Origin of the sequence: Streptomyces sp. NPDC127117 (assembly GCF_042677325.1) — a bacterium.
Taxonomy (GTDB): Bacteria; Actinomycetota; Actinomycetes; order Streptomycetales; family Streptomycetaceae; genus Streptomyces.
The window spans coordinates 57,243-81,236 of the sequence record NZ_JBHXTM010000019.1 but is presented as its reverse complement, the minus strand read 5'-3'; the positions used below and the strand labels follow the sequence as shown (position 1 = coordinate 81,236).

Annotated in this window: 26 protein-coding genes; 9 read left to right on the top strand and 17 right to left on the bottom strand. The window is 69.9% G+C overall.

Annotation, left to right across the window (positions count from 1 at the left end; genetic code table 11):
• Positions 1-3 precede the first annotated feature (3 nt).
• The 3 genes from ACFVH0_RS18685 to ACFVH0_RS18675 form a co-directional block, all read right to left on the bottom strand.
• Positions 4-489 carry a PIN domain-containing protein gene (locus ACFVH0_RS18685; RefSeq protein ID WP_385821442.1) on the bottom strand — a complete coding sequence of 162 codons (486 nt, stop codon included), beginning with the start codon at positions 487-489 and terminating at the stop codon, positions 4-6.
• An 89-nt stretch (positions 490-578) separates the two neighbouring features.
• Complete coding sequence (locus ACFVH0_RS18680; protein WP_317862598.1) at positions 579-1,025, bottom strand: helix-turn-helix domain-containing protein; 447 nt, start codon at positions 1,023-1,025, stop codon at positions 579-581.
• A gap of 136 nt (positions 1,026-1,161) precedes the next feature.
• The gene (locus ACFVH0_RS18675; protein ID WP_385821440.1) at positions 1,162-1,752 is read right to left on the bottom strand and encodes a TetR/AcrR family transcriptional regulator; all 591 of its coding nucleotides are present in this window, start codon (positions 1,750-1,752) and stop codon (positions 1,162-1,164) included.
• A 222-nt stretch (positions 1,753-1,974) separates the two neighbouring features.
• Between ACFVH0_RS18675 and ACFVH0_RS18670 the strand changes: the two genes are divergently transcribed.
• Positions 1,975-3,882: a serine/threonine-protein kinase gene (locus tag ACFVH0_RS18670; protein WP_385821438.1), complete on the top strand. Its 1,908-nt coding sequence runs from the start codon at positions 1,975-1,977 to the stop codon at positions 3,880-3,882.
• A 26-nt stretch (positions 3,883-3,908) separates the two neighbouring features.
• Here ACFVH0_RS18670 and ACFVH0_RS18665 read toward each other — a convergent pair whose 3' ends face one another.
• From ACFVH0_RS18665 to ACFVH0_RS18630, 8 genes are all read right to left on the bottom strand, one after another.
• Positions 3,909-4,802: a phosphatidylinositol-specific phospholipase C gene (locus ACFVH0_RS18665; RefSeq protein ID WP_385821436.1), complete on the bottom strand. Its 894-nt coding sequence runs from the start codon at positions 4,800-4,802 to the stop codon at positions 3,909-3,911.
• 209 nt (positions 4,803-5,011) lie between these two features.
• The gene (locus tag ACFVH0_RS18660) at positions 5,012-5,608 is read right to left on the bottom strand and encodes an immunity 49 family protein (RefSeq protein WP_385821434.1); all 597 of its coding nucleotides are present in this window, start codon (positions 5,606-5,608) and stop codon (positions 5,012-5,014) included.
• A 230-nt stretch (positions 5,609-5,838) separates the two neighbouring features.
• The gene (locus tag ACFVH0_RS18655) at positions 5,839-6,690 is read right to left on the bottom strand and encodes an immunity 49 family protein (protein ID WP_385821432.1); all 852 of its coding nucleotides are present in this window, start codon (positions 6,688-6,690) and stop codon (positions 5,839-5,841) included.
• A gap of 11 nt (positions 6,691-6,701) precedes the next feature.
• Positions 6,702-9,494 carry a hypothetical protein gene (locus tag ACFVH0_RS18650; RefSeq protein WP_385821430.1) on the bottom strand — a complete coding sequence of 931 codons (2,793 nt, stop codon included), beginning with the start codon at positions 9,492-9,494 and terminating at the stop codon, positions 6,702-6,704.
• On the bottom strand, positions 9,491-9,916 hold the full coding sequence (locus ACFVH0_RS18645) for a DUF6507 family protein (RefSeq protein ID WP_385821428.1): 426 nt from the start codon (positions 9,914-9,916) through the stop codon (positions 9,491-9,493). Before ACFVH0_RS18645 ends, ACFVH0_RS18650 begins: the two co-directional genes overlap by 4 nt.
• 251 nt (positions 9,917-10,167) lie before the next feature.
• Entirely contained in the window at positions 10,168-10,527 is a 360-nt protein-coding gene (locus ACFVH0_RS18640) for a hypothetical protein (RefSeq protein ID WP_385821427.1), read from the bottom strand.
• A 336-nt stretch (positions 10,528-10,863) separates the two neighbouring features.
• Positions 10,864-11,058 carry a DUF397 domain-containing protein gene (locus tag ACFVH0_RS18635; RefSeq protein WP_384766848.1) on the bottom strand — a complete coding sequence of 65 codons (195 nt, stop codon included), beginning with the start codon at positions 11,056-11,058 and terminating at the stop codon, positions 10,864-10,866.
• A 13-nt stretch (positions 11,059-11,071) separates the two neighbouring features.
• Entirely contained in the window at positions 11,072-11,923 is an 852-nt protein-coding gene (locus ACFVH0_RS18630; protein WP_385821425.1) for a helix-turn-helix domain-containing protein, read from the bottom strand.
• A gap of 249 nt (positions 11,924-12,172) precedes the next feature.
• On the opposite strand from ACFVH0_RS18630, the gene ACFVH0_RS18625 reads away from it, so the two are divergent.
• Complete coding sequence (locus ACFVH0_RS18625) at positions 12,173-12,631, top strand: ATP-binding protein (protein ID WP_385821423.1); 459 nt, start codon at positions 12,173-12,175, stop codon at positions 12,629-12,631.
• 77 nt (positions 12,632-12,708) lie between these two features.
• Here the strand turns inward: ACFVH0_RS18625 and ACFVH0_RS18620 are convergent, their stop codons facing one another.
• The 3 genes from ACFVH0_RS18620 to ACFVH0_RS18610 form a co-directional block, all read right to left on the bottom strand.
• Entirely contained in the window at positions 12,709-14,562 is a 1,854-nt protein-coding gene (locus ACFVH0_RS18620; RefSeq protein ID WP_385821421.1) for a bifunctional metallophosphatase/5'-nucleotidase, read from the bottom strand.
• An 860-nt stretch (positions 14,563-15,422) separates the two neighbouring features.
• Entirely contained in the window at positions 15,423-16,265 is an 843-nt protein-coding gene (locus ACFVH0_RS18615) for a hypothetical protein (RefSeq protein WP_385821419.1), read from the bottom strand.
• A gap of 145 nt (positions 16,266-16,410) precedes the next feature.
• On the bottom strand, positions 16,411-16,743 hold the full coding sequence (locus ACFVH0_RS18610) for a PadR family transcriptional regulator (protein ID WP_385821575.1): 333 nt from the start codon (positions 16,741-16,743) through the stop codon (positions 16,411-16,413).
• A gap of 307 nt (positions 16,744-17,050) precedes the next feature.
• On the opposite strand from ACFVH0_RS18610, the gene ACFVH0_RS18605 reads away from it, so the two are divergent.
• Together ACFVH0_RS18605 and ACFVH0_RS18600 are read left to right on the top strand one after the other, a co-directional pair.
• Positions 17,051-17,572: a SigE family RNA polymerase sigma factor gene (locus ACFVH0_RS18605; protein ID WP_385821573.1), complete on the top strand. Its 522-nt coding sequence runs from the start codon at positions 17,051-17,053 to the stop codon at positions 17,570-17,572.
• A 5-nt stretch (positions 17,573-17,577) separates the two neighbouring features.
• Positions 17,578-18,147 carry a PASTA domain-containing protein gene (locus tag ACFVH0_RS18600; RefSeq protein ID WP_385821417.1) on the top strand — a complete coding sequence of 190 codons (570 nt, stop codon included), beginning with the start codon at positions 17,578-17,580 and terminating at the stop codon, positions 18,145-18,147.
• Positions 18,148-18,264: 117 nt separating this feature from the next.
• Here ACFVH0_RS18600 and ACFVH0_RS18595 read toward each other — a convergent pair whose 3' ends face one another.
• From ACFVH0_RS18595 to ACFVH0_RS18585, 3 genes are all read right to left on the bottom strand, one after another.
• Positions 18,265-18,702 (bottom strand): DUF4267 domain-containing protein, encoded by a 438-nt coding sequence (locus ACFVH0_RS18595; protein WP_385821415.1) that lies wholly within the window; start codon positions 18,700-18,702, stop codon positions 18,265-18,267.
• A 142-nt stretch (positions 18,703-18,844) separates the two neighbouring features.
• Positions 18,845-19,195 (bottom strand): antibiotic biosynthesis monooxygenase, encoded by a 351-nt coding sequence (locus tag ACFVH0_RS18590; protein ID WP_124720115.1) that lies wholly within the window; start codon positions 19,193-19,195, stop codon positions 18,845-18,847.
• An 81-nt stretch (positions 19,196-19,276) separates the two neighbouring features.
• Complete coding sequence (locus ACFVH0_RS18585) at positions 19,277-19,723, bottom strand: anthrone oxygenase family protein (protein WP_385821413.1); 447 nt, start codon at positions 19,721-19,723, stop codon at positions 19,277-19,279.
• Between the two features lie 90 nt (positions 19,724-19,813).
• Here ACFVH0_RS18585 and ACFVH0_RS18580 point away from each other — a divergent pair, with 90 nt between their 5' ends.
• From ACFVH0_RS18580 to ACFVH0_RS18560, 5 genes are all read left to right on the top strand, one after another.
• Complete coding sequence (locus ACFVH0_RS18580) at positions 19,814-20,392, top strand: TetR/AcrR family transcriptional regulator (RefSeq protein ID WP_266620717.1); 579 nt, start codon at positions 19,814-19,816, stop codon at positions 20,390-20,392.
• 184 nt (positions 20,393-20,576) lie between these two features.
• Positions 20,577-21,500, top strand: a complete 924-nt coding sequence (gene mshD, locus ACFVH0_RS18575) for a mycothiol synthase (RefSeq protein WP_385821411.1) — start codon at positions 20,577-20,579, stop codon at positions 21,498-21,500.
• Between the two features lie 101 nt (positions 21,501-21,601).
• The gene (locus ACFVH0_RS18570) at positions 21,602-22,012 is read left to right on the top strand and encodes a GntR family transcriptional regulator (protein ID WP_259931416.1); all 411 of its coding nucleotides are present in this window, start codon (positions 21,602-21,604) and stop codon (positions 22,010-22,012) included.
• Positions 22,009-22,905 (top strand): ABC transporter ATP-binding protein, encoded by an 897-nt coding sequence (locus ACFVH0_RS18565; RefSeq protein ID WP_385821409.1) that lies wholly within the window; start codon positions 22,009-22,011, stop codon positions 22,903-22,905. The genes ACFVH0_RS18570 and ACFVH0_RS18565 overlap by 4 nt, the downstream gene beginning before the upstream one ends.
• The gene (locus tag ACFVH0_RS18560) at positions 22,902-23,927 is read left to right on the top strand and encodes a hypothetical protein (RefSeq protein ID WP_385821408.1); all 1,026 of its coding nucleotides are present in this window, start codon (positions 22,902-22,904) and stop codon (positions 23,925-23,927) included. Before ACFVH0_RS18565 ends, ACFVH0_RS18560 begins: the two co-directional genes overlap by 4 nt.
• The last annotated feature ends 67 nt before the right edge of the window (positions 23,928-23,994 follow it).

Sequence of the window (23,994 nt, the reverse complement as noted above, 5' to 3'; positions counted from 1 at the left end):
AAGTCAAAGGCGGCGCCGGAACTCGGCAGCGAACTGCGGGGCGCCTCCCGCGTCCAACCGGTCCAGCAGCCCGTGCAGATCGCGGGGCTCCCGCCGGTAGGAGCCGGCCTGGGCGCGCAGCACGGAGTTCATCTCCACCGGGGCGAGATCGAGCATGTCCAACAGAAAGTCGTCGGGACGCATCACCTCGATCTCGTACGGATCCGAAGCCTCGGCCGGGAAATCCTTCATGTTCAGCGTGACGACGGCATGCACCTGTCCCCGGACCGCCGCCGCCAGCACATGCCTGTCCTTGGGGTCGTTCGCCATGGCAGGTATGAGCGCCTCGTATCCCGACACGAGACTGTCGGGAAACGTACCCGCCATGGCTTCGACGATTCCCCTGGCCTTCAAGGCCCCGATACGCTCGCCGACGTTCCTGGTCAGTTCGTCCAGGATGTCGTTGGACCAGAGCGGTTCGTAGAGCTCGGCCTCGGCGAGTCTCAGCAATGTGTCCCTGAGGTAGTTCGGGAAGAGACACAGGTGTCCAGGACGACGCGCTGCACATCGCTCCAGTCGGCTCGGGCGGATTCAGCTGATCAGTTGTCGTAGAGACCGGCGTCCTCGGTCAGCCCGACCAGTTCGTCCAGTCCTCGGCGACGCTGCGAGCGTCTTTTCTCCTTGTGGTCGAGAACGTCGGCCAACAGCACTCTGCGGTGCCTTCCCGGCCGCGAGAAGGGAATCCCGCCCTCATCGAGGATCTTGACGAACGTCGGTCGGCTGACCCCCAGGAGATCGGCGGCCTCCTGCGTGGTCAGTGTGGTGTTCACCGGTGCGACCGTCACGGCCTTGCCCTCCGACAGGGCCCGCACCACCACCATCAGCGCCTCGTAGACCTCCGGGGGCAGCGTGCGCGTGGCACCGTCGGGGCCGCGCAGCAGGGCCGGCTCCACAGCTTGCGGGGTCCGGTCCAGGAAGGCGCAGAGCTCAGCGATCTCCGCGCGGTGCTCGGGCAGCAGAGTGCGGTCTTCAGTAGTGCCGTGCATAGCTCTGTCTCCTTTGAGAGTAGACCCAGCATCGCGCAATTCGAAAGAAACGCAAGCGCCGATTCGGGCAGGACCCAGACCCTCGGATTGCACCGAATCAGGGATTCGACCGGGCCGGACGGCAGCCCGGGGCCGCTCACCGGCCGACCGAGCGCCAGATGTGGTCCGGGACCGTCCGGGCGGCTTCCTCCATGTCGATGTCCCCGACGGAGAGCCAGCGGCGCACGATGCCCGTCACGGGGCCCAGGATCAGTGATTCCAGTACGGGCAGGGGCAGGTCGACGAGCTGCCCCGACGCCTGATGGGCGTGCAGCCAGGCCGCGATCGGGGCCAGCCGGGCCTCCTGGGCGCCCCGGACCCGATGGGCGTGTGCCGTGATCTCACGGTCCGCGGTGACGGAGTGCATGAGCCGTGCCGCGTCCGGGTTGAGCCGGGCGAAGCCCAGATAGGCCCGCACCACGGCATGGACGCCGGAGCGTGCGTCGTCCGTCTGCTCCAGCGCCTTGCCCAGCTCGTCGAGGAGCCGGTTCAACCAGGTCTGCGCGAGCGCGAGCGCCACTCCCTGGAGGCTGCCGAAGTGGTGGTAGATGCTCCCCGCGCTGACCCCGCTGGCCGAGGTGATCGCGGAAAGCGTGAGACCGGCTTCGCCCTGCGCCACGTAGATGTCGAGTGCGCAGTCGAGCACCTGGGCGGCAGTGGCCTCACCGCGTTGCTGCTTCCGGCTCATCGATGCCGTCCCCGTTCCCGGAACCGGAGGTTCCTTGTGGAATGTCTCCCGGAACAGCCTAGTGAAGTTTCTGGAATTCTTTCCGGAAGTAGTTTCAATTACTGGGCGCCGTACCTCAGACTGAACACCGATCTCGCCAAGTCGCAGCAGAACAAACGGATTTCGGATGACTGAGACGGTCCCACGGGCTGCGACGCGGGACGCTCGGGGGAGCGCTCGAACATGGCCAGCGTGCACAACGACGATCACGAGAGCAGTGACGACAACGTCGACGGCGGCATCAAGCCGCTGACCGCGAACGACCCGGCCCGCATCGGGCCCTACCTGCTGCTCGGCAGGCTCGGCGCGGGCGGCATGGGCCGTGTCTATCTCGCCCGTTCCGAGGGCGGCCGCACCGTCGCGGTCAAGGTGGTGCACGCGGAGCACGTCGCGGATCCGCACTTCAGGGCCCGTTTCCGCCGCGAGGTCGACGCGGCGAGGCGGGTGGGCGAGCGCTACACCGCGCCCGTGCTGGACGCGGCCCCCGACGAGGAGTACCCCTGGGTGGCCACCGGCTACGTACCGGGGCTCTCCCTCGAACAGATCGTGCGCGGCCACGGCGCACTCCCCACCGGGTCCGTGCTCGCCCTCGCCGACGGGCTGCTGCGGGCGCTCAAGGACATCCACGCGGCCGGCATCGTCCACCGCGACCTCAAGCCGTCGAACGTGATGCTCACGGTCGAGGGCCCCAAGGTCATCGACTTCGGTATCGCCCGTGCCGTCGAGACCTCGGTCGACTCCCTGCTCACCAGCACGGGGATGGTGATCGGGTCGCCGGGCTTCATGGCCCCGGAACAGATACGCGGCGAGAGCGCGGGCCCGAAGAGCGATGTGTTCACGCTCGGTTGCGTACTGACCTACGCGGCGACCGGCACGCTCCCGTTCGGCCAAGGGGTGAGCAACCAGCACGCGGTGATGTACCACATAGTCGAGGCCGCACCCGATCTCGACCGGGTGCGCGACGAGGGTCTGCGCACCCTGATCGCCCGACTCCTCACCAAGTCGCCCGACGAACGCCCGTCCGTGGACGAGCTGTTGGCCGAGCCCGGCCGCCAACACCTCGCCCCGGCTGCGGCGTCGTGGCTGCCGGCGGAGGTGGTGGGTCACCTCGCCCGGCAGTCGGCACAGCTTCTGGACGCGGAGGCGGCGCCGGTACGGCAGGAGCGTGTGGACCGCAGCACGGTCGGCCTGCGGCCGGCGGGGCCCGTTCCCGGCGCCGCCGGCGAGGCCACCCCCGAGGCCGTTCTCATCGGTGGGGCGGCCGAGCCGAAGCGCAAGCGGGAGAAGCGGCGCCGGACGTTGATCGTGTCCGTCCCCGTGGTTCTGGTACTGGCCGGGGGCGGCGGCACGATGGCCGTGCTGCAGCCGTTCAGCGGCGACAGCGGCAACCACGCGTCCTCACCGTCCGCAGGCGCGACGAACCCGGCCGCCCCGGCATCGTCGTCATCGCCCGCGGGCACACCCTCCCAGGGGGAGAAGAGTCCCGGCACCTCCGGCGGCAAGGACAAGAAGGGGGACAAGAAGGAGGACAGGAAAGGCGACGCCGGCGAGGACGGCCGGGACGGAAGGGACGGCCAGAACGCCGAGAACCCGGGCACAGGCTCGGGATCATCCGGCGCGGGCGACACATCGTCCACGGGCGGGTCCTCGTCCAGCAGCTCGTCCGGCGGCGGATCGCCGTCAGGGGGAGGGTCCGGCGCTACGGGCGGCGGAGGTTCGAGCAGCACCTCGGGCTCCACGAACGGTTCGGGCGGTTCGGGCGGCGGGAGTTCGGTTCCCTCGTCGTTCGTGGGCACCTGGAAGTTCGGCGAGACGTACAACACCGGGCAGCCGGGCACCATCACCATCTCCCGGTCGGGTGTGGTGCGCATGTCCGACTTCCCGTACAACAACTGCCCGTACGAGGCCAAGGTGACCTCCGCGGCGAACGGCAACAGCCGCATCAACGTCGGCACTTCCAAGCTCGTCGGGCCCAACCCCGGCTACTGCTACACGACTGTCGACCCGTCGTTCTACGTCCTCAACGGCAGCGGCATCCGGCACAACGTCGGGCCCGCCAGCGGCGACGGCTACTACTACAAACGGGGCTGAGGCCGGACGCCGGAGGCCGCGGAAGCTCAGACCCCCGGGTTGTGCCGGATCAGCGACTCCACCAGGCCCGACCGGGTGGCGGGGAAGTCCAGCGGGACGATCCCGAGCCCGGTCCAGCCCGCCGCCTCCGAGCCGTCCAGGAACGACTGCACCTGCGGGTTGAGCCGGTCCGCGTTCCAGCGCGGCGGCATCAGGGCGGCCGTGCTGACGTAGTTCATGTACAGCTTCCCGGGCTGCTGGGCGGCCTTGCGGAACTGGGCCTCGATCTTCGGGTACTTGGCGAACGGCTCCGCCATGTAGTCGTCCTGGATGTCGAAGAGCTCCGAGTCCGCGTACCGGACACCGGGCAGTCCGCCGTTGTCGGCCAGCAGCACGACCTTGCCGCGCGCCTCGCCCAACGAGGGCAGCGCCGAATCGATACGGAACAGCGGGCGCCAGCCCCGGTTGTCGAGGTAGTCGTCGAAGACCGCGCGGAACGCCGCGTCGCTCTCCTCCGAATACTCCTGCTTGACCCGCATCAGCACGGTCTCGGTGGGGTGCGCCGCCAAGAAGTCCCAGCAGGCGCCCAGCACATCGCCGAACATCAGGTTCTGATACGAGGCGCCGTGGTGGATAGCGAATGAGCCGCCGGTGATCCGGCACCGTACGTCCAGGAAGCGGATGCCGCTGTTCAGCTGCTCGGCGATCGTGGTGTTCTGGCACTCGGTCCAGGGCCCGCCGTAGCGGGCGCCGGAATCGTGCGAGCCGGGGATCGTGAGGCGTTGCAGCGCGGTGACGCCGGGGACGGCGCCCATCCAGTCCTGGGTGGTGAGGACTTGGCGGTCGGCGGCGCGCGCGGGGGCCGTGCCGACGAGAACGGTGGCGGTGGCGGCGAGGGCGCCGGCCAGGAAGTTCCGGCGAGTGGCGGTGTACGGGCTCATGCGGGACGTGCCTCCGTCTGCCGTGGGGGGTCGACCCAGGGATTATGACGGGTACGCGTCACGACGGGAACAGAGCGAGGCGGTGTGCTTCTCCACCGGCCCGTCTGGAGCCGTATGCGCAAGAGCGTCGAGCCGCGGAGACCCCGGCCAGAGGTCCCCGCGCTCGGACTGCGGGACGGCGAGGGCTCGCGCGCTACTCCCCCTGGAGGCTATGCGCCGAATTCGCCGCGCCAGGCGAAGTCCAGCAGTGCGCTCGGCAGGTAGCCGGACTCGACCTCGATGGAGATGCCATTGGCCTTCGCCAGGCAGGCCATTGCCAGCGGAACGATGGCCACGACCCCTTCGACGTTCTGGGTGCGGTCCTCGTCGGCCGTCCAGTAATCCTTGTGCCGGCGAAGAGCGTCGTTCAGGGCCTCGTTGAAGCCTGCTGCGTCGTTGCGCAAGTAGCGGTAGAACATCTTGATCGGCGGGTACTCCAGCTTGCCCATGGTCTCGGCGTCGAGAACATGGGCGGCCTCGGGGGCGCTCAGGTCCACGGCCCGCACCAGGTGCTGGCTGACGTCGTCGCGCCGCAGCCAGAAGCTCCGGAGGGTCTCCACCCAGGCGTAGACGTACTCGTCCAGCACACCGCCACAGTCACGCAGCAACGACGCCGGCACGCGCGCCAGCATGTCGAGGCGGGCCGTCTCCCGGCAGCCCCCGACGCAGCGGATGCGCGCCACGTTCAGGGACGTCGTCAGCGACCCGATCCTGGCGTCGTGCGAGGTTTCAATGGTCCGCAGCGAATCGGCCAGGGAGCCCTCCATGACCGGCACAACCTTCCCCGTCGCAGCCACCGGACAGCTCTGGCTGGACACGCTCGTAACCACTGATCTCCCGTGCCAGGTTCGGATCTTGAAGTATTCGATGGTCGCTCCGGCGTACGCGTTCTCGCCCTCGGCCGTGTTCTGGGCTTACGCAAGGATCGGCGCCATGGCCTCGGCCGCATTCGTCCGTATGGAACGCGTGGTGGGGAACGGCAGGGCTCGTGTGCGCCTTACGTGGGGAATTCGCCGCACCAGTTGCGTCCCAGGAGGGTAGCGGGCAGGTAATCGGACTCGACTTCGATGGAGATGCCCGCGTCGTGGGCGAAGCAGGCCATGGCGAGCGGTGCGAGCGCGACGAGGCCCGGGACCAGACCGGCCCTGTCCTCGTGGGACCAGTACTCCTTGTGCCACTGGAGGGCGGCGCCGAGAGCGCGGTTGAAACCGGCGTGGTCGTTGCGGACGATCCGGTGGAACATTTCCATCGGCGGATAAAGAATCTTGCTCACCATCTCCTGGTCGGCGCTGGTGTCCGAGTCCGCGCCGCCGATGGCGGCCACCAGCTTCGGGCCGAGGTCGTCGCTGCCGAGCCAGTAGGTCTGGAGAGCGTCGATCCAGGCGTAGTCGAACTCCTTGTAGCGCGCGCCGTTCTCCCGCAGCAGGGACAGGGGTACTCGGCACAGGGCAGTGATCCTGTCCCGTTCCCGACACACCACGGCGAAGTAGAAGGCGGTGAGCCAGGTGCTCGGGGCCACATACGGCTGCGGGCCGGTGGCCTGGAGGGTGCGGTCCTTGTGCGCGATGCGGCACTGGACGTGGCTTTCGGTTGTGGTCGCGGCGGCGAACGCAGCGGAGCCGAGTTGCATGGCGTTCACCCAAGCGTTCCAGGTGGGGAAGAGCGATCCTCGCGGGTCCAGCAGGCAGTGCGCCTTGGCCAGCGTGATGCAGGTACCGAAGGCCTCGCCCAGACCGGTGGAGTCCACCTCCAGCCCGTCGACCCACCTGTCAGCGCTCTCCTGGAGAACTGCGATGCCCCCTTCCGCGTGCTCCGTGGGGAAGGGGTGGCGGGGGATGATCGAGACCAACGTGGTTCTCCTCAGAAAAGTTTGAAGTGCTTGAGCACGGCCCCAGCGTACTGACCGGTGTTCTCGGAGGCCTGGACAAGGACATAGCGCAAGGTCTCGTCTGTTATGGCCCTTTCGAGTTCGATGATGTATTTGGCCTCCCCCGGTGAAGTCATGACGCGCTCCTTCATGTCGGAAATGATCGTGCGGACGTACTCGATGGAGCCCTGCTTCACCTTGAAGTCCTGGTCGAGTTCACCGTTGCCCTGGCGCCACTCCAGCTTCCCGTTGGGGCTCTTCGCCTCAACGATGACGAGGTTGCCGTCCTTGTCGCGCCAGAGCTGGTCGAACCTCTTCGAACCGTTGGCCGTCTCAGGGAGGTCGGTGATCTCATGGGCGCCTTCGAACTCCTTCTGCAGGAGCATGTGGCGCCTGGCGGCCTCTTCTCCGAGGTCCTCGCCGAGCTTGGAGTTGTTGGCGACACCCTCGCCAACCGTCTGGCTGTAGTGCTCACGTGCGTGGGCCAGGTCATACGCGTTCTCAAAGCTCGGATTCGTCTCGAAGACCTTCTCGGCCGCGGTCAGGTCCATGCCTGCAATGCGCTTGGCCGCGACCTCGTCGAGGTACGCGAGGTCATCGGGGGCGACAGTGGCCCTGCCCCTCTCCAAGGGGGTGAGATGGAATTCACCGGGATGTGCGTACGGGATGTCGGAAGTGGCGATCCACGTACCGGGAGACTTTTCGGTCAGCTTCGGCAGGAGCTGGCCGTCGACCAGCTCGTCGGCATCGTTACGGAAACCGGATCCCCACTTGTCGTAGTGCTCCGCTCGCCAGGCCGGGTCCTCGTTGGCCAACCGGACGTGCTCGCGGGTGATGGCCCTGCTTTCGTCAGGCGTCCGGTGCTTGATCGGAACCTCACGAGCAGCCTCGTACTCCGTGCGGTGGGCCGCGCGGGTCGCGTCGTCAGGGGCCTCCGCCGAGGCCGGAGGCTCGTGGCCGCCGGCGCCCGTGCCACCCGGACCGTCCGGGTCGTGGCCACCCGCGGGTGGGGGCTCGTGGCGGCCTCCACCGGTGGGCGGGCCGTCCGTGTGGCCGGTGCCGCCCGGACCATCCGCGTGGCCGCCGGTTGATGGGGTGTCCGTGTGGCTGCCCGCGGAGGAGGTGTTGCCGTGTCCGCCCCGGGGAGCATCGAGTTCGTTGGAGGGCCCGTGCCCCGCGTGGCCGCCGGGGGTGGGGTCTGGGCGGGCGCCTGGTGTGTGGTCACCCACGTGAACCGGGTCAAAGATCTCGCTGCCCAGGCGGGTCGCGTCGTCGCCACTGCCGCCGACGCGTATCAACTCGCGCTCCGGGATCCCGGCCGTCGCCGGGGAGTCCACCTTCGATGGTTCGACGCGCGGGGTGTCCGCGCCGGCGTCCGGCTTGCCCGTCGGGGAGTCCTTCGTGTGCTGGGTGATGTGGCCTGCGGCGTCGTAGATGTTGCCCTTGGGGTCCATGAACTGCGGCGGGCCGTCCACTGGCAGCTTCACCGTGCCCGGCGGAAGGGTGGTGGTGCCCTCGGGGAGCTTGATGTTGCCGTCGGGGAGCTTGAGCGCCCCGTCCGGGACCGCCGAACCTGACGGGAGGTGGATCGCCCCGTCGGGGAGGTGAACGGCACCCTCGGGGAGAGCGATCGCACCATCCACGTCGATGCTCGGGGCCTCGAATCTGCCCAGGCCCTTGAGGCCGGCCATGACGTCGCTGATCTTCGTCAGTCCGGCGCCTGCGCCCTTGAAGACGTAGGTCATGGGGTCCACGGCGCGGGCGGTCCTGCTGGTGAGGGAGAGGGCCTTGGCTGCCAGGCCGGCTTTGCCCGCGCCTGCCGCGGCGCTGCCGGAACCGCCGGTGAAGACGGTGGTCAGGACATTGAAGGTGACCGCTCCGGCGGCGCGGGAAGGGTTGCTGCCCCACTGGTCCCAGGCCACCAGTGCCTTGCCGGTCTCCTTCACCGCAGTCCGGGAGTCACGTATCCAGGCGGAATGGTCGCCGGGCAGGACGTGCAGGACGAGCATCGCGGCGGGGGAGAGCCCGGTGGCGAGTTTGGCCAGGCCGGTCCACGCCTGTTTCGCGGCGTCCCCGCCCTCGAACCCGGCCAGGGTGCCCAGGCCCTTGACGGTGCCCCAGACCCCGTCGACGAGGAAGCCCTTGCCGAAGTCGTAGGCGTGCTCCCACACCTGCCACCAGGGCGTCGACTCCTCGACCGCCTCTCCCCAGGGCAGGCTCTTGGCCTGCTTGAGGGCATCGGCGTCGTACCCGTACACGCCCTCCTTCCTGCCGGAGCCGTCATCGATCTTCAGCGCCTTGCCACCGACCAGGGCGACGATCCTGGCGTGACAGGCCCGTTCCACCTCCTGGAACGCGGCCCAGACCTCGGCAATCTCGCCACGGCGCCGGTTGTTCTCCTCGACCAGGTCACCGTCCTCGCGCCACTTGTCGTCGCCGTCGGCCTTCACCCGGAACGCGACCGCGTCCCGCTTCAGCTCCTTGAGCTTCTCCACCAGCGGGAACGCATCGTCCGAGTACGTACTCAGCGCACCGGCGATGACACACAGGTCCGAACTCAGAGCCAGCCCGGTCGCCGCCACCGGCCCGGTCGTCGCGAACAACTGCTCCGCCTCGGGCGCCTTGTAGAAGGCGCTCAGCCCGCCGAAACTGCTGTGCACATCACCGGCAGCCGTCGCGATCGCGGCCCCGTGGCCCGACAGCGCCGTCACCTTCGTGTCGAGCAGCGCCAGATCACCGGTGAAGACCGGTATCCCCACCGGGTCGACCGGCCCGGCACCGCTCACCGGTGCCCCTGCATGCCCTTGAGAACATCCAGACGTACGGCCCTCGCCGCGTCCTGTGCGTTCCTGGCCGTCTCCAGATCACCCTCGCAGTACGCGTTCGTGGCCTCCACCGCACCCAGCACCGAGGCCTCGATCCGCTCCGCCGCCGCCTTGAGATCCTTCTCGCGCTCACCCAGATACTCACCCAGCGCCGCAGCCACCGGCCCCATCGCCGAACGCGACAACGGCGCCTGCCCCGGAGCCACCGGACCCTGAAGATGCGTGACCGCCTGCGCACCCGGAACCGCCGTACCCGCCGCCTGCGCCGCCTCCGACACCGTCGCCAACAAAGCCGTCAGAGCCTTCTCCAGATCACCGGCATGCGTACCGACCACCCTCAACTGCCCCTGCACACCCTGCGGCCTGATATCCCACCCCACCATGAAAGGACCCCCTCGTGCCGGTTGCCCCCGACGCCGGAACTTCCAGCAGTTTGAACAACCGTTCGCACGCTCTTCCCTATCAACTCGAACATCGCTGATGCAATCAGCAAATCAACAACCAGCCAACTACGTCCGACATCAGCCCCTGGGGTGTGCCTCAATCTCGCCTGCACGCGCAGTACGGCCGACCTCACGGCCCTGGCAAGCAGTTCGCAGTCGCCATGCGCTCGCCCATCGGTTGAACGCTGCGGCTAATCCAGCAGCAAATCCTCAAGGCCTGCGGAAGAGTTGAACCCCGGGCGTACGGTCCACTCGATCCAGGCCCCCCGGTGACTCAGCGAGAGGCCGCAGGGCTCGCCGCGATGGAGCGCGCCGACGGCACCGACGCATCCGCCGCCGTCCACCCAGCTCAGCGCCCGATGCCGCTCCATGGGCGGCAGCTCAGCGGCCAGCGCGCGCACGTCCAGCCGGATTAAGCGGATCGCCTCGGCGGGGTCGAGCGCCGTGTGCCGGGACACCTCGGTGATCTCGTCGGCCTCCATCGTGCGGTAGGTGACCCGCTCGCACCGGAACACGCGCGTTGCGGAGGGTACGGGTTGTTGCTCGCGCACAGAACTCCTCCTGGCGCCGCATCGAGACCGCCCCGCGCCTGCGGCCGGCGTGACGAGCGGCAGGCGCGGGACGGCCTTTCGGAACTCCATTCAACTGGCGCAGAATTGAACGGAGTTGGGCACCCCAGGCATGACTCACCGAGGAGTCGGGCCACCCGGGGGTGCCACCCGAAGCTAGCGTTTTAAGCGAGCCCGTTTCAAGCGTTTGACGTCTAACGAGTGAGGTGTAGATAGTCGACAGGTGCGGCTCGACCGGCTATTCCAAGCCACCGGGATACGCCAAGGGCGGCCCCCACCTGCGCCGATGGGAACCGCCCGAAGCGAGAGCGTCAGAGATCAGGCCAGATCGTCGAACTCGCCCTCCTTGGCGCCACCGAGGAAGGCACGGAGCTTGGCACGGGTCGTACGGATGACCACGCCCGGGTTGTCGCTCTCGCGCATCAGGATCTCGCCGCCGTGCTCGGCCAGCTCAAGGCAGTTGCTGCCTTCGCCATCCGACGACTTCGACGACTTTCGCCACTGGATTTCTATTGTTCTCACGCCTTCATACTTGTAGTGCGATGGTACGAATGAAGTCCCGTGTCTTCTCCGGGTCGAGGGAACGCTCCTCGGTCCGGTTGAGAGCTACCCGCGAGTTCTCAAGGATTGTTTCAGCGTCCAGGAACTTCGGTCCGCTCGCGGTGTCCATCTGCAAGGTGTCGAGCTGCGGCACGGGACCGTAAAGGTAGTGTGCCGAACTGCTGGCGCGCGGGAAACCGCCTGCCGCGAACGGGATCGCGCGGATGACGATGTTGTCGCGCTCCGACTGGAGCAACAGGTAGTCGAGTTGGCTGCGCGCGATGGCGGAACCGCCGTAGACCATCCGCAGCGCCGCCTCGTGAACCAGGAACACGCAGCGGGGCTGATCCATCCGATCGAGTACATCCCGACGCCTCAACCTGTGGGAAAGCAGCCGCCGTTGCCGCATCGGACTGGGCGCGGGAACGGTCTCCGTGAACACGGCCCGCGCGTAGTCCTCGGTCTGGAGGAGACCAGGAATGTGCATGATCTCGACCGACCGAAGGCCGACAGCATGGTGCTCCAGCTCGGCCAGATCGAGAGCGTCGCCGGCGAATTCGCCCCGATACTCCTCCCACCAGCCGTTTATGCGCTCTCGCGCCATCTCCACGAGTGCGTCGATGTACGCCTCGTCGGAACAACCGTAGTTCTCGGCCCAAGTGCGAACCCGCTCCGTGCTGACGCCGAACCGCCCGGACTCAATGTTGCTCACCGTAGTGCGGTCCGTGCCGAGCATCGCCGCCGCCTCGGTGAGCGAAAGGCCCGTGCGCTCTCGCATCTTGCGCATCTCGGCACCCAGTCGACGCTGGCGCACCGTGGGCGCCTTCCTTGATGGCATCACATTCTCCTCTCCCTGGGTCAGTGTGGCCCCGTTACCCATCGAGCCGCACATCGTTCATGACATTACACAAACGCGTCCAACGCGTGAGGTGCATCGGCTATGGTCGCCACACCGTCGCGCCACACGTCGACAGACCGAAGTGCAGCCGTACACAGGCATGTTGACCAGTTCCTGCATACGGCCATCGCCACGGACGACGAGCGACGCACCCGTTCGCACCGCACCCCACCGCGTTGGGAGAACGACATGACCCACGTCCACGCCACCGCTTACTCCACGCCACCGGTCCCACATGGCGGCGAGATCTACCGGCTCGCCCTGCCGAACACGGCCGGCGCCGCGAAGCTCTCGCGTGACTTCATCGCGTCGCTGCTGACCGTCAGCAGACACCGCGGGCTGGTCGACGACGCGCGTCTGTGCGTCACGGAGGTGGTCACCAACGCCCACCGTCATACGCGTACGTCGCTGATCCGGGTCCGCGTGACCGTCCAGCGCAAGCTGGTCACCGTCTCCGTCGCGGACGACGACCACTGGGCCCTTCCCGAACCTCCGGCCTTCCGCGAGGCGCGCGAACAGGAGGGCGGGCGTGGGTTGTTGCTCGTGGAGCGGCTGGCGTCCGCCTGGGGGATGACCGTGCTGGGCGGCTGCTTCCCGTACCGGAAGGCGGTCTGGTTCACGCTCGCCCGGACCAGGTCGGCGCCCTGAACCGGGCGCGGACACGCGGACACGCAGAAGGGCGGTGGGCCCGCCGGCCCACCGCCCCGCTCACCCGCGTACGGGAGTTACTGGATGACCGTGATCCGGTCCGTCGCCGGCGGGGCCAGCGGTGCGGCGGCCGTGGAGTGGGCCGCCAGGTAGTCGTTGAAGACGTCCAGGTCGGACGGGCCGACCAGCTTGTTCGTGCCCTCGCCGAGGGCCGCGAAGCCGTCGCCGCCGCCCGCCAGGAACTCGTTCATCGCGACGCGGTAGGTCTTGGCCGGGTCGATCGCCTCACCGTTCAGCTTGATGGTGTCGGTGACCACGCGGGCCGCGCCCGTCTTCGTCATGTCCAGGGTGTACGTGAGGCCCTTGGAGACCTGGAGGATCTTCGGGCTGGCCTCGTTGGAGCCGCTGACCTGCTGCTGGAGCGCGGAGACCAGCTGGGCGCCGGTCAGGTCGACGACGTTCATCATGTTGGTGAAGGGCTGCACGGTGAAGGACTCCCCGTACGTCACCACCCCGTCGCCCTCGCTGCCGGACGCCTTGTGGACCAGGTCGGCGCGGATGCCGCCCGGGTTCATGAAGGCGACGACCGCCCCGCCCTTGTCCGCCGGGGCCAGGCCCTCCAGCTGGGCGTCGGCGATCAGGTCGCCGAGCGGCTTCTCGGGGGCCGTGGAGCCGCGGCCGTTGATGTCGGCGGTGATGTAGCCCTGCGGCTTGTTGGAGATGGGTGCCGCGAGGGTGTTCCAGCGGGCGATCAGGGCCGTCATGTCATTGGCCTTGGGCTGGTCCCGGCTGACGATGTGGTTCGCCGACTTCGGGTTCTTGGCACCGGCCGACTTCACCGACGTACGGACGATGTCCTTGGTGCGGCGGTCGTACGTGAGCGTCGTGTCGGTGTAGAGCTTGCCGAAGGAGGACGCCGAGGTGACCATGCGCGGGTTGCCCGCCGGGTCCGGGATGGTGCACACGTACGCCTGGTGGGTGTGGCCCGTGACCAGGGCGTCGACCTTGGGCGTGATGCCCTTGGCGATGTCGGTGATCGGCCCGGAGATGCCGTCACCGGCGCCGGAGCTGTCGCAGTCGTAGTTGTACGAGGTGGAGGCGGGGGCCCCGCCCTCGTGGATCAGCGCGACGATGGACTTGACGCCCTGGCGGTCCAGCTCCTTGGCGTACTTGTTGATCGTCTCGATCTCGTCGTGGAACTTCAGTCCCTTGACGCCGTTGGCCGTGACGATGTTCGGCGTGCCCTCCAGGGTCACCCCGATGAAGCCGATCTTGACGCCGTTCTTCTTCCAGACCGTGTACGGCTTGAGGATCGGCTTGCCGGACTTCTCGCTCGTCACATTGGCGGCGAGGTAGGGGAAGTCGGCCCCCTTGAACTTCTTGCCCTTCTCGTAGCACCCCTCGACCGGGTGGCAGCCGCCGTTCTGGAGGCGGGCCAGCTCGGTGGCGCCCTCGTCGAACTCGTGGTTGCCGACGCTCGTCACATCGAGGTCGATCTTGTTGAGCGCCTCGATGGTCGGCTCGTCGTGGAAGAGACCGGACAGCAGCGGGCTCGCGCCCACCATGTCGCCGCCGGCCGCGGTGATCGAGTACGGGTGCCCCTTGCGCGCGGTGCGCAGCGAGGAGGCGAGGTACTCGACGCCACCGGCCGGGATCGCCTTGGTCGTGCCGTCGGCCTGCGTCTCGGTGACCGTGCCGGCCGAGCCGGCCGGCGGCTCCAGGTTCCCGTGCAGGTCATTGAAGGACAGCAGCTGTACATCGACGGTACGGGGCTTGTGGTGCCCGTGCCCATGGCCATGCCCGTGGCCGTGGCCGTGGCGGTCCTGGGCGCCGGCCGGCATCGCGGCGACGAGCGCGCCGACGGTGGCGAGCCCGGCCGCGGCGGCGAGCACCCGCCGGGACGCGCGGTTCTTCTGAGGTGTCGCTGACATCGGTCCCCTTGTGAGTTCAGCGGAGGTTCGAAAGTGGTGACGAGTCTGGAGACTTCGTGCGCAGCCTAGGGTCAACGCGCGTAGCGCGACAGGTGTCGGCGGTTACGAACTGGTTGCCATGCGGTGGGAATGACTTCAAACCGTCACATGTCATGCGTATGGCTCGCATATGGGGGCGGAGAAACCCCGGCACTCCTGTGCGACGCAAGGCTGTACGCCATGGACACAGGGCGGACGGTCGGGGGTCGAGGAACATCGGAACGAAAACCGGTGCTAAGCCCGTCCGGCCTCTGCGAGGGCTTTGACCTGGACTTCTGTGGTGGCTGAACCTTCGGCAGTCGTGTTGATCGACTGTTCTGGAGGTCCGGGGTGCCGGTTGAGTTTTTGACGGATGAGCAGGCGTCCCGGTACGGGGCGTTCTACGGCGCCCCGGCGCGGGCGGGGATGGCCCCCAGGCCGACGAGGCGCTGCGCCGGATGCGCGACTGCTCCCCGCGCCCGCGGGGATGGCCCCCCGTTCCCGGCAGCGGGTGCCGGACGTGGTCCGGCACCCGCTGCGCAGCCTGGTGGCGGTCTTCCGCCGCCCGTTGTTCGTCTTCGACGCCTGCCGGGTCGTCACCACGGCCCACCCCTGGGGCGGCGGCGAAGGCCCGGTGCCTGGGCGGCCGGCCGACGCGGGCTACCGGCACGAGGTGTACCGGGACGACCGGAGCGCCCGCCCTGACCTACGGGTCTGGGAGCTCCGGTCGTCCCGGAGCCCGTGGTGGCGGCACGGCCCCGAAGCGTCCGGCCGCCGCGCGGGGGAGTGCCTGCTCGCCGGTCCGCTTCCGTGCGGTCCGACCGGCAGCCGACCGCTTACCTTCAGGGAGCAGGGAGGGTGCGTGGGTCAGCTGCGGGAAAGCCCCCTCCTCGGAAGGCGGCGGTACAGGAGGATCGCGCCTCGGGCCGCCAGGTAGCCGAAGGCGGACAGGACGAGGAGCTGGGGCAGCAGGGCGGTGGCGGCGGACGCCTGGCCGCCGAAGAGCAGGGGGTGAGCAGCGGTGGGGCCGCGAGGACGGTGGCGGCCATCACCGCGTCCCTGGGCCCGTGGGTGCTGCGGGCCAGCGCGGCTCCGGTGGCGAGCGGGGCCCAGAGGCCGAGCCCGGAGGTCGTGAGGACCTCGATCCATTCCTCCCCGCCGCCGGCGGCACCGACGGCCGAGGCCGTGACGACGCCGGCGAGCCACAGCCCGGTGCCGGGGCGGCGCTCCCGGTCGGGCGGGGCGAGCAGGAGGATCAGGGTGTTGAGCGTGATCAGCCCCAACCCGCGCGGGCCGAGGCCGAGTTCGGCTGCTGCGGCTCGGTCCGGGCCGAGCGGCCCGGTGTAGGACAGCAGGCAGAACAGTGCCGCCGAAGCGGCGGCCAGCAGGGCCAGGACCCGTGCGGCGGACCAGCGGTCGGCCACCACCGCGCAGGCCGTGAGCGCGGCCGGGACGAGGAACGAGACCGCCGCCAGGAGCGGGCCTCCGTCGGGGAAGCCGCTGGTGGAGGAGCCGTGGGTCTCGGGGCTGACGGCGGTTCGCACGTCGCGCACGACCGAGGCTGCCGCGCAGGTTCCGGCGAGCAGGGCGGCGATCGGCGCCGCGGTGGCGAACGCCCGGCCCGTCGGGCGGTGGGAGACCAGGCCGAGCCGGACCCGGACTCCGTGCCCGGCGACGTCGGCCACCTCGCGCAGCCCTCCGGCCGGACCGGAGAGCGATCCGGCGGCGCGGCGAAGTCGGTCACCTCCGCGAGCGCGCCGGTGCCGTACGAGGACGGGTAGAGCGCGAGGGCCCGCCGGAGAAGCCAGGCGTTCAGGGGGTGCTTCGAGGTCATGTCGAGCCTCCTGCGGAACGGGTCCGGGGTGCCGCCAGGCGGCGGTCCGCCTCGCGCAGGGCGGAGCGCAGGCGGTCGGCCTCGGTCCTGAGCGACTGTTCTCCGTCCGGGGTGAGGGTGAACACGCGTCGGGGGCGTCCGTCCACCGTCTCCTCGCGCTCGACGCGGATCAGCCCCTCAGCCAGCAGGCGGTCAAGGGCGCCGTAGAGGCTGCCTGCGCCCAGTCGCACCCGACCGTCGGAGATCGCGGCGACCTCGTCCCCGAGCGCGTAGCCGTGGCGCGGCCGGTCGGCGAGTGCGGTGAGGAGGAGGAAGGTCGGCTCCTGCATGGAGCGTTTGTTCTTCACCCGGCACACCGTAGTACGGTCACCGTAGTATCTGGCAAGAGGCGCCCCCGTTCTTCTCGGCCGACTGCGGGCCGCCCGCCCGGCGGCCCTCCGCTTCGCCGGGCCCCGCCCGCACCCCGGGCGGCAGCGGCGCGAGATCCTGGGACACCCTTCCGTCCCGGCTGTGATTCACGTCACTGCCGGCGGCTCGGTGCAGCACCCGGCCCCGTTCCGCCGTCATGGGGGCAGTGATCGGGACGGGACGAGGAGAGGAGGTCGGCGGGTGAGGTTTCGCAGGAGCGGTCCGGGCATCGGATTCACGGAGTTCGTCGCACAGCGGTCGGGAGCGTTGTTCCGCGCCGCGTATGCGCTGACCGGTGACGTGCACGTGGCCGAGGATCTGGTGCAGGAGGCGCTGGAGCGGGCGTGCCGACACTGGCGGAAGGTCGCGGTGGCGGACTCGCCGGAGGCGTACGTGCGCAAAGTGCTGGTCAACCTGGCCAACGACCGCTGGCGGCGGCTGTCGCGCCGGGGCGAGCGCCCCGGGCTGTCGGGGGTGCCCGAGACGGCCGACCCCCGGGACCGGTTCGGGCAGGTGGATCTGCGCGCGGAACTGATCGAGGCACTGCTCGGGCTGCCGATGGGCATGCGCAGCGTGGTGGTCCTGTACTACCTGCACGATCTGGACGCCCGGCAGATCGCCGACGTCCTGGACATCTCTTCGAGTGCGGTGAGGTCCCAGCTCGCCCGCGGCCTGGCCAAGCTGCGCGATTCCGTATCGGGCGCCCAGGCGCCGCACACGCCGTCGACCGCTTTCGGAGGTACGAAGTGAGGAACATGTCGTCCGGACCGGCCCCGTTCGAGCCGGGCTTCGAAGCCGAGCTGCGTGCCGCGGTGGCCTCCTTCGCCGACGGGCCGACGGCGCCGGTCGTCGACGCGGCCGCGATCGAGCGAGCCGTCAGCCGCAGCCGCACCCGCCGGGCGCTCCTCGGCACCGCTGCGGCGTGCTGCGTGCTGGCGTGCGCCACGGTGGGGTTCTTCGCGCTGAAGCCCGTGCCGCCCGCGCCCGGCGCCTCCCCGTCCCTGTCCTCACCGGCGAACGGGGCGTGCACCCCGCTCGCCACCGGCACCCCCAAGAGCGGAAGCGCCGATGCGACTCCGACACAGGAGCAGAAGCAGACCGCGGGAGCGGGCATCGCGCTGCCGGACCTGGCCGGCATGCCGGTCGAACAGGCCGGAAGCCTGTTGCGCGGACTCGGACTGAGCTGCACGATCATGCGGCACACGGACTGGAACGCTCCCGCCGGGCAGGTGATCAGCAGTCAGCCCCGGGGCGGCGCAGAACCGGTGGCACCGGGCTCGTCCGTCCTCCTGCTGGTCTCGACGGGCAAACCCGGCGGAACCTGAGCGACCGGGCCCTTCGGCCCGCGCACCGGCCGAGTGACCCCCCGGTCCTGCCGCGACGGCGGAACAAGGGGGTGGCCCGGCCACGTGGCCGGGCCACCCCTTGCGGGCATGCGGCTGTCAGGCGGGCTGCGCGGCGGACGCCGGGGCGGGGGCCTTGTCGGCCTTGCCGGTCTTGCCGGTCTCGCGGAGGATCAGCAGGCCGGTGATCGCGATCAGCGCCGAGGTCAGGCCGTGGATGCCGAACGCGGCGGCGACGGAGCCGTGATGGGCCAAGACGTTGATCATGTCGCCGAACGGGGCGACGGCCTCCATCAGAAGGACCCAGCCCAGGGCGCGGCGGTGGCCCGTCACCAGCAGGATGCCGATGACCAGGCCCATCGAGAATTCACGGATGCCCTTCATGACGAGGAAGCCGTCGCCGTCGCCCTCGGGCCAGTTCGGCAGGCCGACACCCGGAGTGGACGTCTCGGGGGTCAGGATGAAGGACAGCCCGAGGTAGAGGACGAACAGGGCGCCTGCGGAGGCCAGGACGGTGTTGACGTTCTTCAGCGACATGGTGCTTCTCCTTCGACGTACGGCCTGGGTGGGGCGGGGTGGGGTGGGGCGGGGTTCGGCGGCGGGCGCAGACCCGCAGGCCAGAAGCGCATCGCGGTGCTGCCTCGCACTCGAAGTCGTCGCCTCGGCCGCGGCCGCCGTGTCATACGTCGATCTGCTCGAAGATGTGCGGGTACGACACGATGTCGTCGGGGAACTCGGCCGCCATGCGCTGGAACTCCGGGCTGCCGAACGCCGTGGCGAGGGCCTCGGTCGATTCCCAGACCGCGACGTTCATCAGAAGCCGGCTGTCCGCCGTTCCCTTGTGCATCTGTAGGGAGATGAATCCCGGCTGAGCCTTCATGAACTCGGCCTGCCCGCGAAAGTGGGCCAGGAACGCTTCGGCCCTCTCCTTCGGGACGACGAAGGTGTTGGCCAGGACGATGGGCCCGGTCTTCTCCTTGAACTGCGCGAACATCGGCGTGCTCGGGTCGAGACTCTGCAGCGTGGCCATTCTCGGAACTTCCTCTCGCTGTCGGTGAATGGGTGCCGGTGAAAGGGCGCCGGTGAATAGGTGCCGTCGAGGTCGGCCGGGTCAGCTGAGGGCGGTGACCAGCAGGGCGAAGGCGGCGATGATGACGGCGACGCGGACGTAGTGGAAGCGGTCCCAGCGGCTCAGCTGCTCCTTCCAGTCCTCGGGCCGGTTCTCGGGAGTCCACGCCCTGTTCCGGTTGTTGATCGGGACGAGCAGCAGGATCGACATGACCACGCTGAGCATCAGCAGCGCTCCGGCGGTGACGACGAGGCCGGTCCCGTGGTGGTGCCACCCGGCGACGGCCCGGATGCCGACGAGGACGAGCGAGCCGATGTACCAGACCGGCATCACGGCGCCGAGCATCCGGCCCCCGTGGGCGTGGCCGAGTTGGCCGCTGTCCTCCGGGAGGGCGTTGAGGATCGGGTTGATGACGAAGGCGACGGAGAACTCCACCCCCACCATCACGCCGACGACCACGGTGGTGACGACCTCAAGTGCATTGAGCATGACGACCTCTCCGAAATCTAGCGTCGCTAGCTGACGAGGCAACGCTAGTGCTACTGCCGCTCTCATGTCTAGCACTGCTAGGATCGAATCATGTCGGTACAGGAACGCAAGGAGCGTGAACGGGCGGGCCGCGAGCGTCTCATCGTGGCGACGGCCCGCGAACTCGCCGAGCAACAGGGCTGGGACGCGGTCACCACCCGTCGGCTCGCCGAGCGCATCGAATACAGCCAGCCCGTCCTCTACAGCCACTTCCGCGGCAAACGCGAGATCATCGGCGCCGTCGCCCTCCAGGGCGCCACCGAGATGGCCGCGGCGATGCGGGCCGCGACCTCCGCCGCGGACGGCCCGCGCGCCCGGGTGTATGCCCTCGCCCGCGCCTACCTCGACTTCGCCACACGCAACCCGGCGGTCTACGACGCCCTGTTCCAGCTCGACGGCGGTCTGGCGTACGCGCAGGAGGACACCCCGGAACCCCTCAAGGACGCCTTCGCCGCGCTGCTCGACTGCCTCGGCGAAGTCGCCGGGGACGGCGTCGACCCGGGACTGTTCACCGAGGTGTTCTGGGCGGCCCTGCACGGGGTGGCGACCCTGACCCGGTCGGGGCGGCTGCCACCGGAGGAGACCGAGTCGAGGGTGGAGCTACTGGTGGGCCGGCTCGCCGTGGTCTGACACACCACGGCGCGGCCTGACACACCGCGCCGCAGACCGCGGACCGCCGGCCGAGTCCCGAACACACCGCGGACCGCGGACCGCGGTCCGCGCGCCGCGCGCCGCGACCCTCCGACCGCCGACCGAGTCCCGAAGCGCCCGCGCACCGCCCCGGTACCCACCCCGCCCCCGTAGGCTCGTAGGCATGACGACTGACGCACCCCTCCCCGCTCCCGGACGTGAGATCCGGACGCTCGACGAGCTCTCCCCCGAGCAGGCGGACGCCGTGTCCGATCTGCTCGCCGAGGCGGCCCGGTCCGACGGCAGGCAGGCCGTCTCGGAGCAGGGGCGGTTGCAGTTGCGGGGCGGGCGGCGGGCGGGGGTCCGACACCTGCTGCTGACCAGTGGGACGGTCCTGGTCGGGTACGCGCAGCTGGAGGACACCGACCCCGTCGAGGCTCCGGCCGCCGAGCTGGTCGTGCATCCGGCGTACCGGGGGCAGGGTCACGGGCGGGCGCTGGGAGCGGCGCTGCTCGCCGTGACCGGGAAGCGGCTGCGGGTGTGGGCGCACGGCGGGAAGTCCGCGGCGCGGCATCTCGCGCAGGTCCTCGGCCTCTCGCTCTTCCGCGAACTGCGCCAGCTGCGCCGCCCGTTGGCCCCGCTGGACATCGCGGAGCCGGTGCTGCCGCCCGGCGTCACCATCCGCACCTTCGTGCCCGGCGAGGACGACGCCGCCTGGCTCGCGGTGAACCGTGCCGCCTTCGCCCACCACCCGGAGCAGGGCTCGCTGACCCAGCGCGACCTGGACGACCGCAAGGCGGAGACGTGGTTCGACCCGAAGGGGTTCTTCCTGGCCGAGCGCGACGGCGAGCTGATCGGCTTCCACTGGACGAAGGTGCACGCCGAGGAGCAGCTCGGTGAGGTGTACGTCGTCGGCATCCGGCCCGACGCGCAGGGTGGCGGGCTCGGCAAGGCGCTCACCGCGATCGGGCTGCGCCATCTGGCCGCCGAGGCGCTGCCGACCGCGATGCTCTACGTGGACGCGGACAACAAGGCGGCCCTGGCCGTCTACGAGCGGATGGGCTTCGCGACGCACGAGGTGGACCTGATGTACCGCACGGAGTCCTGAGGCAAGGGTCCACGGGCCCAACTCCCCCGGGGGCGGCGTCGCTTGACGCCGCCCCTTTCCTGCGCCACCCTTTCACTACTCAATTAGTGAAAGGGGTGAACATGGCAGAGTCCGCAGCGGTCGAGTACCGCATCGACCGGCGCAGCGGCGTCGCCACGTACCTCCAGATCGTCCAGCAGACCAAGCAGGCCCTCCGCCTCGGTCTGCTGGAGCCCGGCGACCGGCTGCCCACCGCGCGCGAGGTCGTCGAAGCGACCGCCATCAACCCGAACACCGTGCTCAAGGCCTACCGGGAGCTGGAGCGCGAGGGTCTCGTCGAGGCCCGGCGCGGGCTCGGCACCTTCGTCACCCGGACCCTCGGCGGCGCGGCGGCCGCCGACGACGCACCGCTGCGTGCCGAACTCGCCGACTGGGCCCGCCGGGCCCGCGCGGCCGGGCTGGAGAAGGACGACGTGAGCGCGCTCTTCACCGCCGTACTGGACAGGACTTTCGAGGGGGATCAGGCCGGATGACAGGCGCTGCGATCGAGGCCGCCGGCCTCGGCATGAAGTACCGGGGCAGAGGCAGGGGCTGGGCGCTGCGCGACTGCTCCTTCCGGCTGCCCGCCGGGCGGGTGTGCGCCCTCGTGGGGCCCAACGGCGCGGGCAAGTCCACCCTGCTCGCCCTCGCGGCGGGCTTCCTGCGGCCGTCGGAAGGGACGGTGCGGGTGCTGGGCTCGGTCCCGGGCCGGGCCCGTGCCCGGATGGCCTTCGTGGCCCAGGACAAGCCGCTGTACCCGCAGTTGACGGTGGACGCGACGCTCTGGGCGGGCGCCGAGCTGAACCCCGCGACCTGGGACCAGGACACCGCCGAGCGGATCGCCGGGGAGCTTCCGCGCGACGCCAGGGTCCGTGACCTCTCCGGCGGCCAGCGCACCCGGCTCGCCCTGGCCCTCGCGCTGGGCAAGCGGCCCGAACTGCTGCTGCTGGACGAGCCGATGGCCGATCTCGACCCGCTCTCGCGCCACCGGCTGATGGGCGCGCTGATGGCGGAGGCCGCCGAGCACTCCACCACGATCGTGATGTCCTCGCACATCCTCACCGAACTGGAGGGCGCCTGCGACTACCTCCTGCTCGTCGACGGCGGCCGGGTCCGCCTCGGCGGCGAGACGGAGGACCTGCTCGCCGCGCACACACTGCTCACCGGTCCGGTACGGGACACCGCACCGCACACCGTCGTCGAGTCCCGCACCGCGGGACGTCTGCAGACCGCACTCGTACGGAGGCAAGGCGCCGTGAACACAGACGTCTGGGAGGCCGCCGAGCCTTCGCTGGAGGAACTGCTCCTGGCGCATCTGCGGTCGCCGGAGGCCCCGGCGCTGCTGACGCCCAGCGCGTCGGCCGGTCAGGAGGTGGCCACCGCATGAGCGCGATCAGTGCCCCTCCCTCGTCGCCCGCCCCTCGTGCGGCCGCCGCGTCGCGCAACCGCCTGCGCGGCCCGGAGCGGGTCGTCGTGGCCCAGCACCGATGGGCCCTGTGGATCATGGGAGTGCTTCCCGTCCTGGTCACCGTCTCGCTCGTCGGCGCCTGGCTGTGGACCGAGCATGTCCTGGATGCCTTCGCCGCCACGGGCTGCTCGGTCACGCACCCGACGCCGGGCTGCGACGACACGGTCAACGCGTACCTCGACCGCCAGATGTGGTTGCGGGAGGTACTCGACCGGGCCGGCCTGCTGATGATGGTCCTCCCCGCGCTCATCGGGATCTTCGTGGCGGGGCCGGTCATCGCCCGTGAGCTGGAGAGCGGCACGTACAGGCTGGCGTGGACACAGTCCGTGACGCCCGCCCGCTGGCTCGCCGCCAAACTCGCCGTGCCCGCCGTCGTGACGCTGGCCTCCGTCTCCGTGCTGTCGGCCGCCTGCACCTGGGCCCAGGGCCGGGCCGACCGGGCGTACCAGGGGCAGGAGTGGCACGAGCGCACCGCGTACGGCTCGATGGGCACCATCCCCGTCGGTTACGCCCTGTGCATGCTGGCCCTCGGCGCGCTCGCCGGGCTGGTGCTGCGGCGGACCCTCACCGCGATGGTCGTGACGGTGATCGGGTACGGCGCCCTGGTGGCGGCGTTCAACTCCGTGCGCAACAGCCTGTGGCCGACCCTGACGGACACGTTCGAGCAGGGCGGCGACTACCGGTTCCCCGACGGGGCGGTCAGCGTCGCGACGGGCTGGCTGACCGATTCCGGCCGGCGGCTGCCCCACAGCGCGTGCCTGGAGTGGGGCCCCGGCTTCGAGCAGTGTCTGGCCGAGAAGAACATCGAGTTCCGCTATTTCGACTACCACCCCGCCTCGCACTTCTGGCCCCTCCAGCTCGTCGAGACCGGCCTCCTGCTCGTCCTCGCCGCGCTCGCCGTGGCCCTCGCCTTCCGGGTGCTGCGCCGCCGGCACGGCTGAGAGGCTGTCGGGTCACCGGGCCGTGTCCGGGCGCCCCCCGGGCACCCGGGCACGGCCACACCGCTTC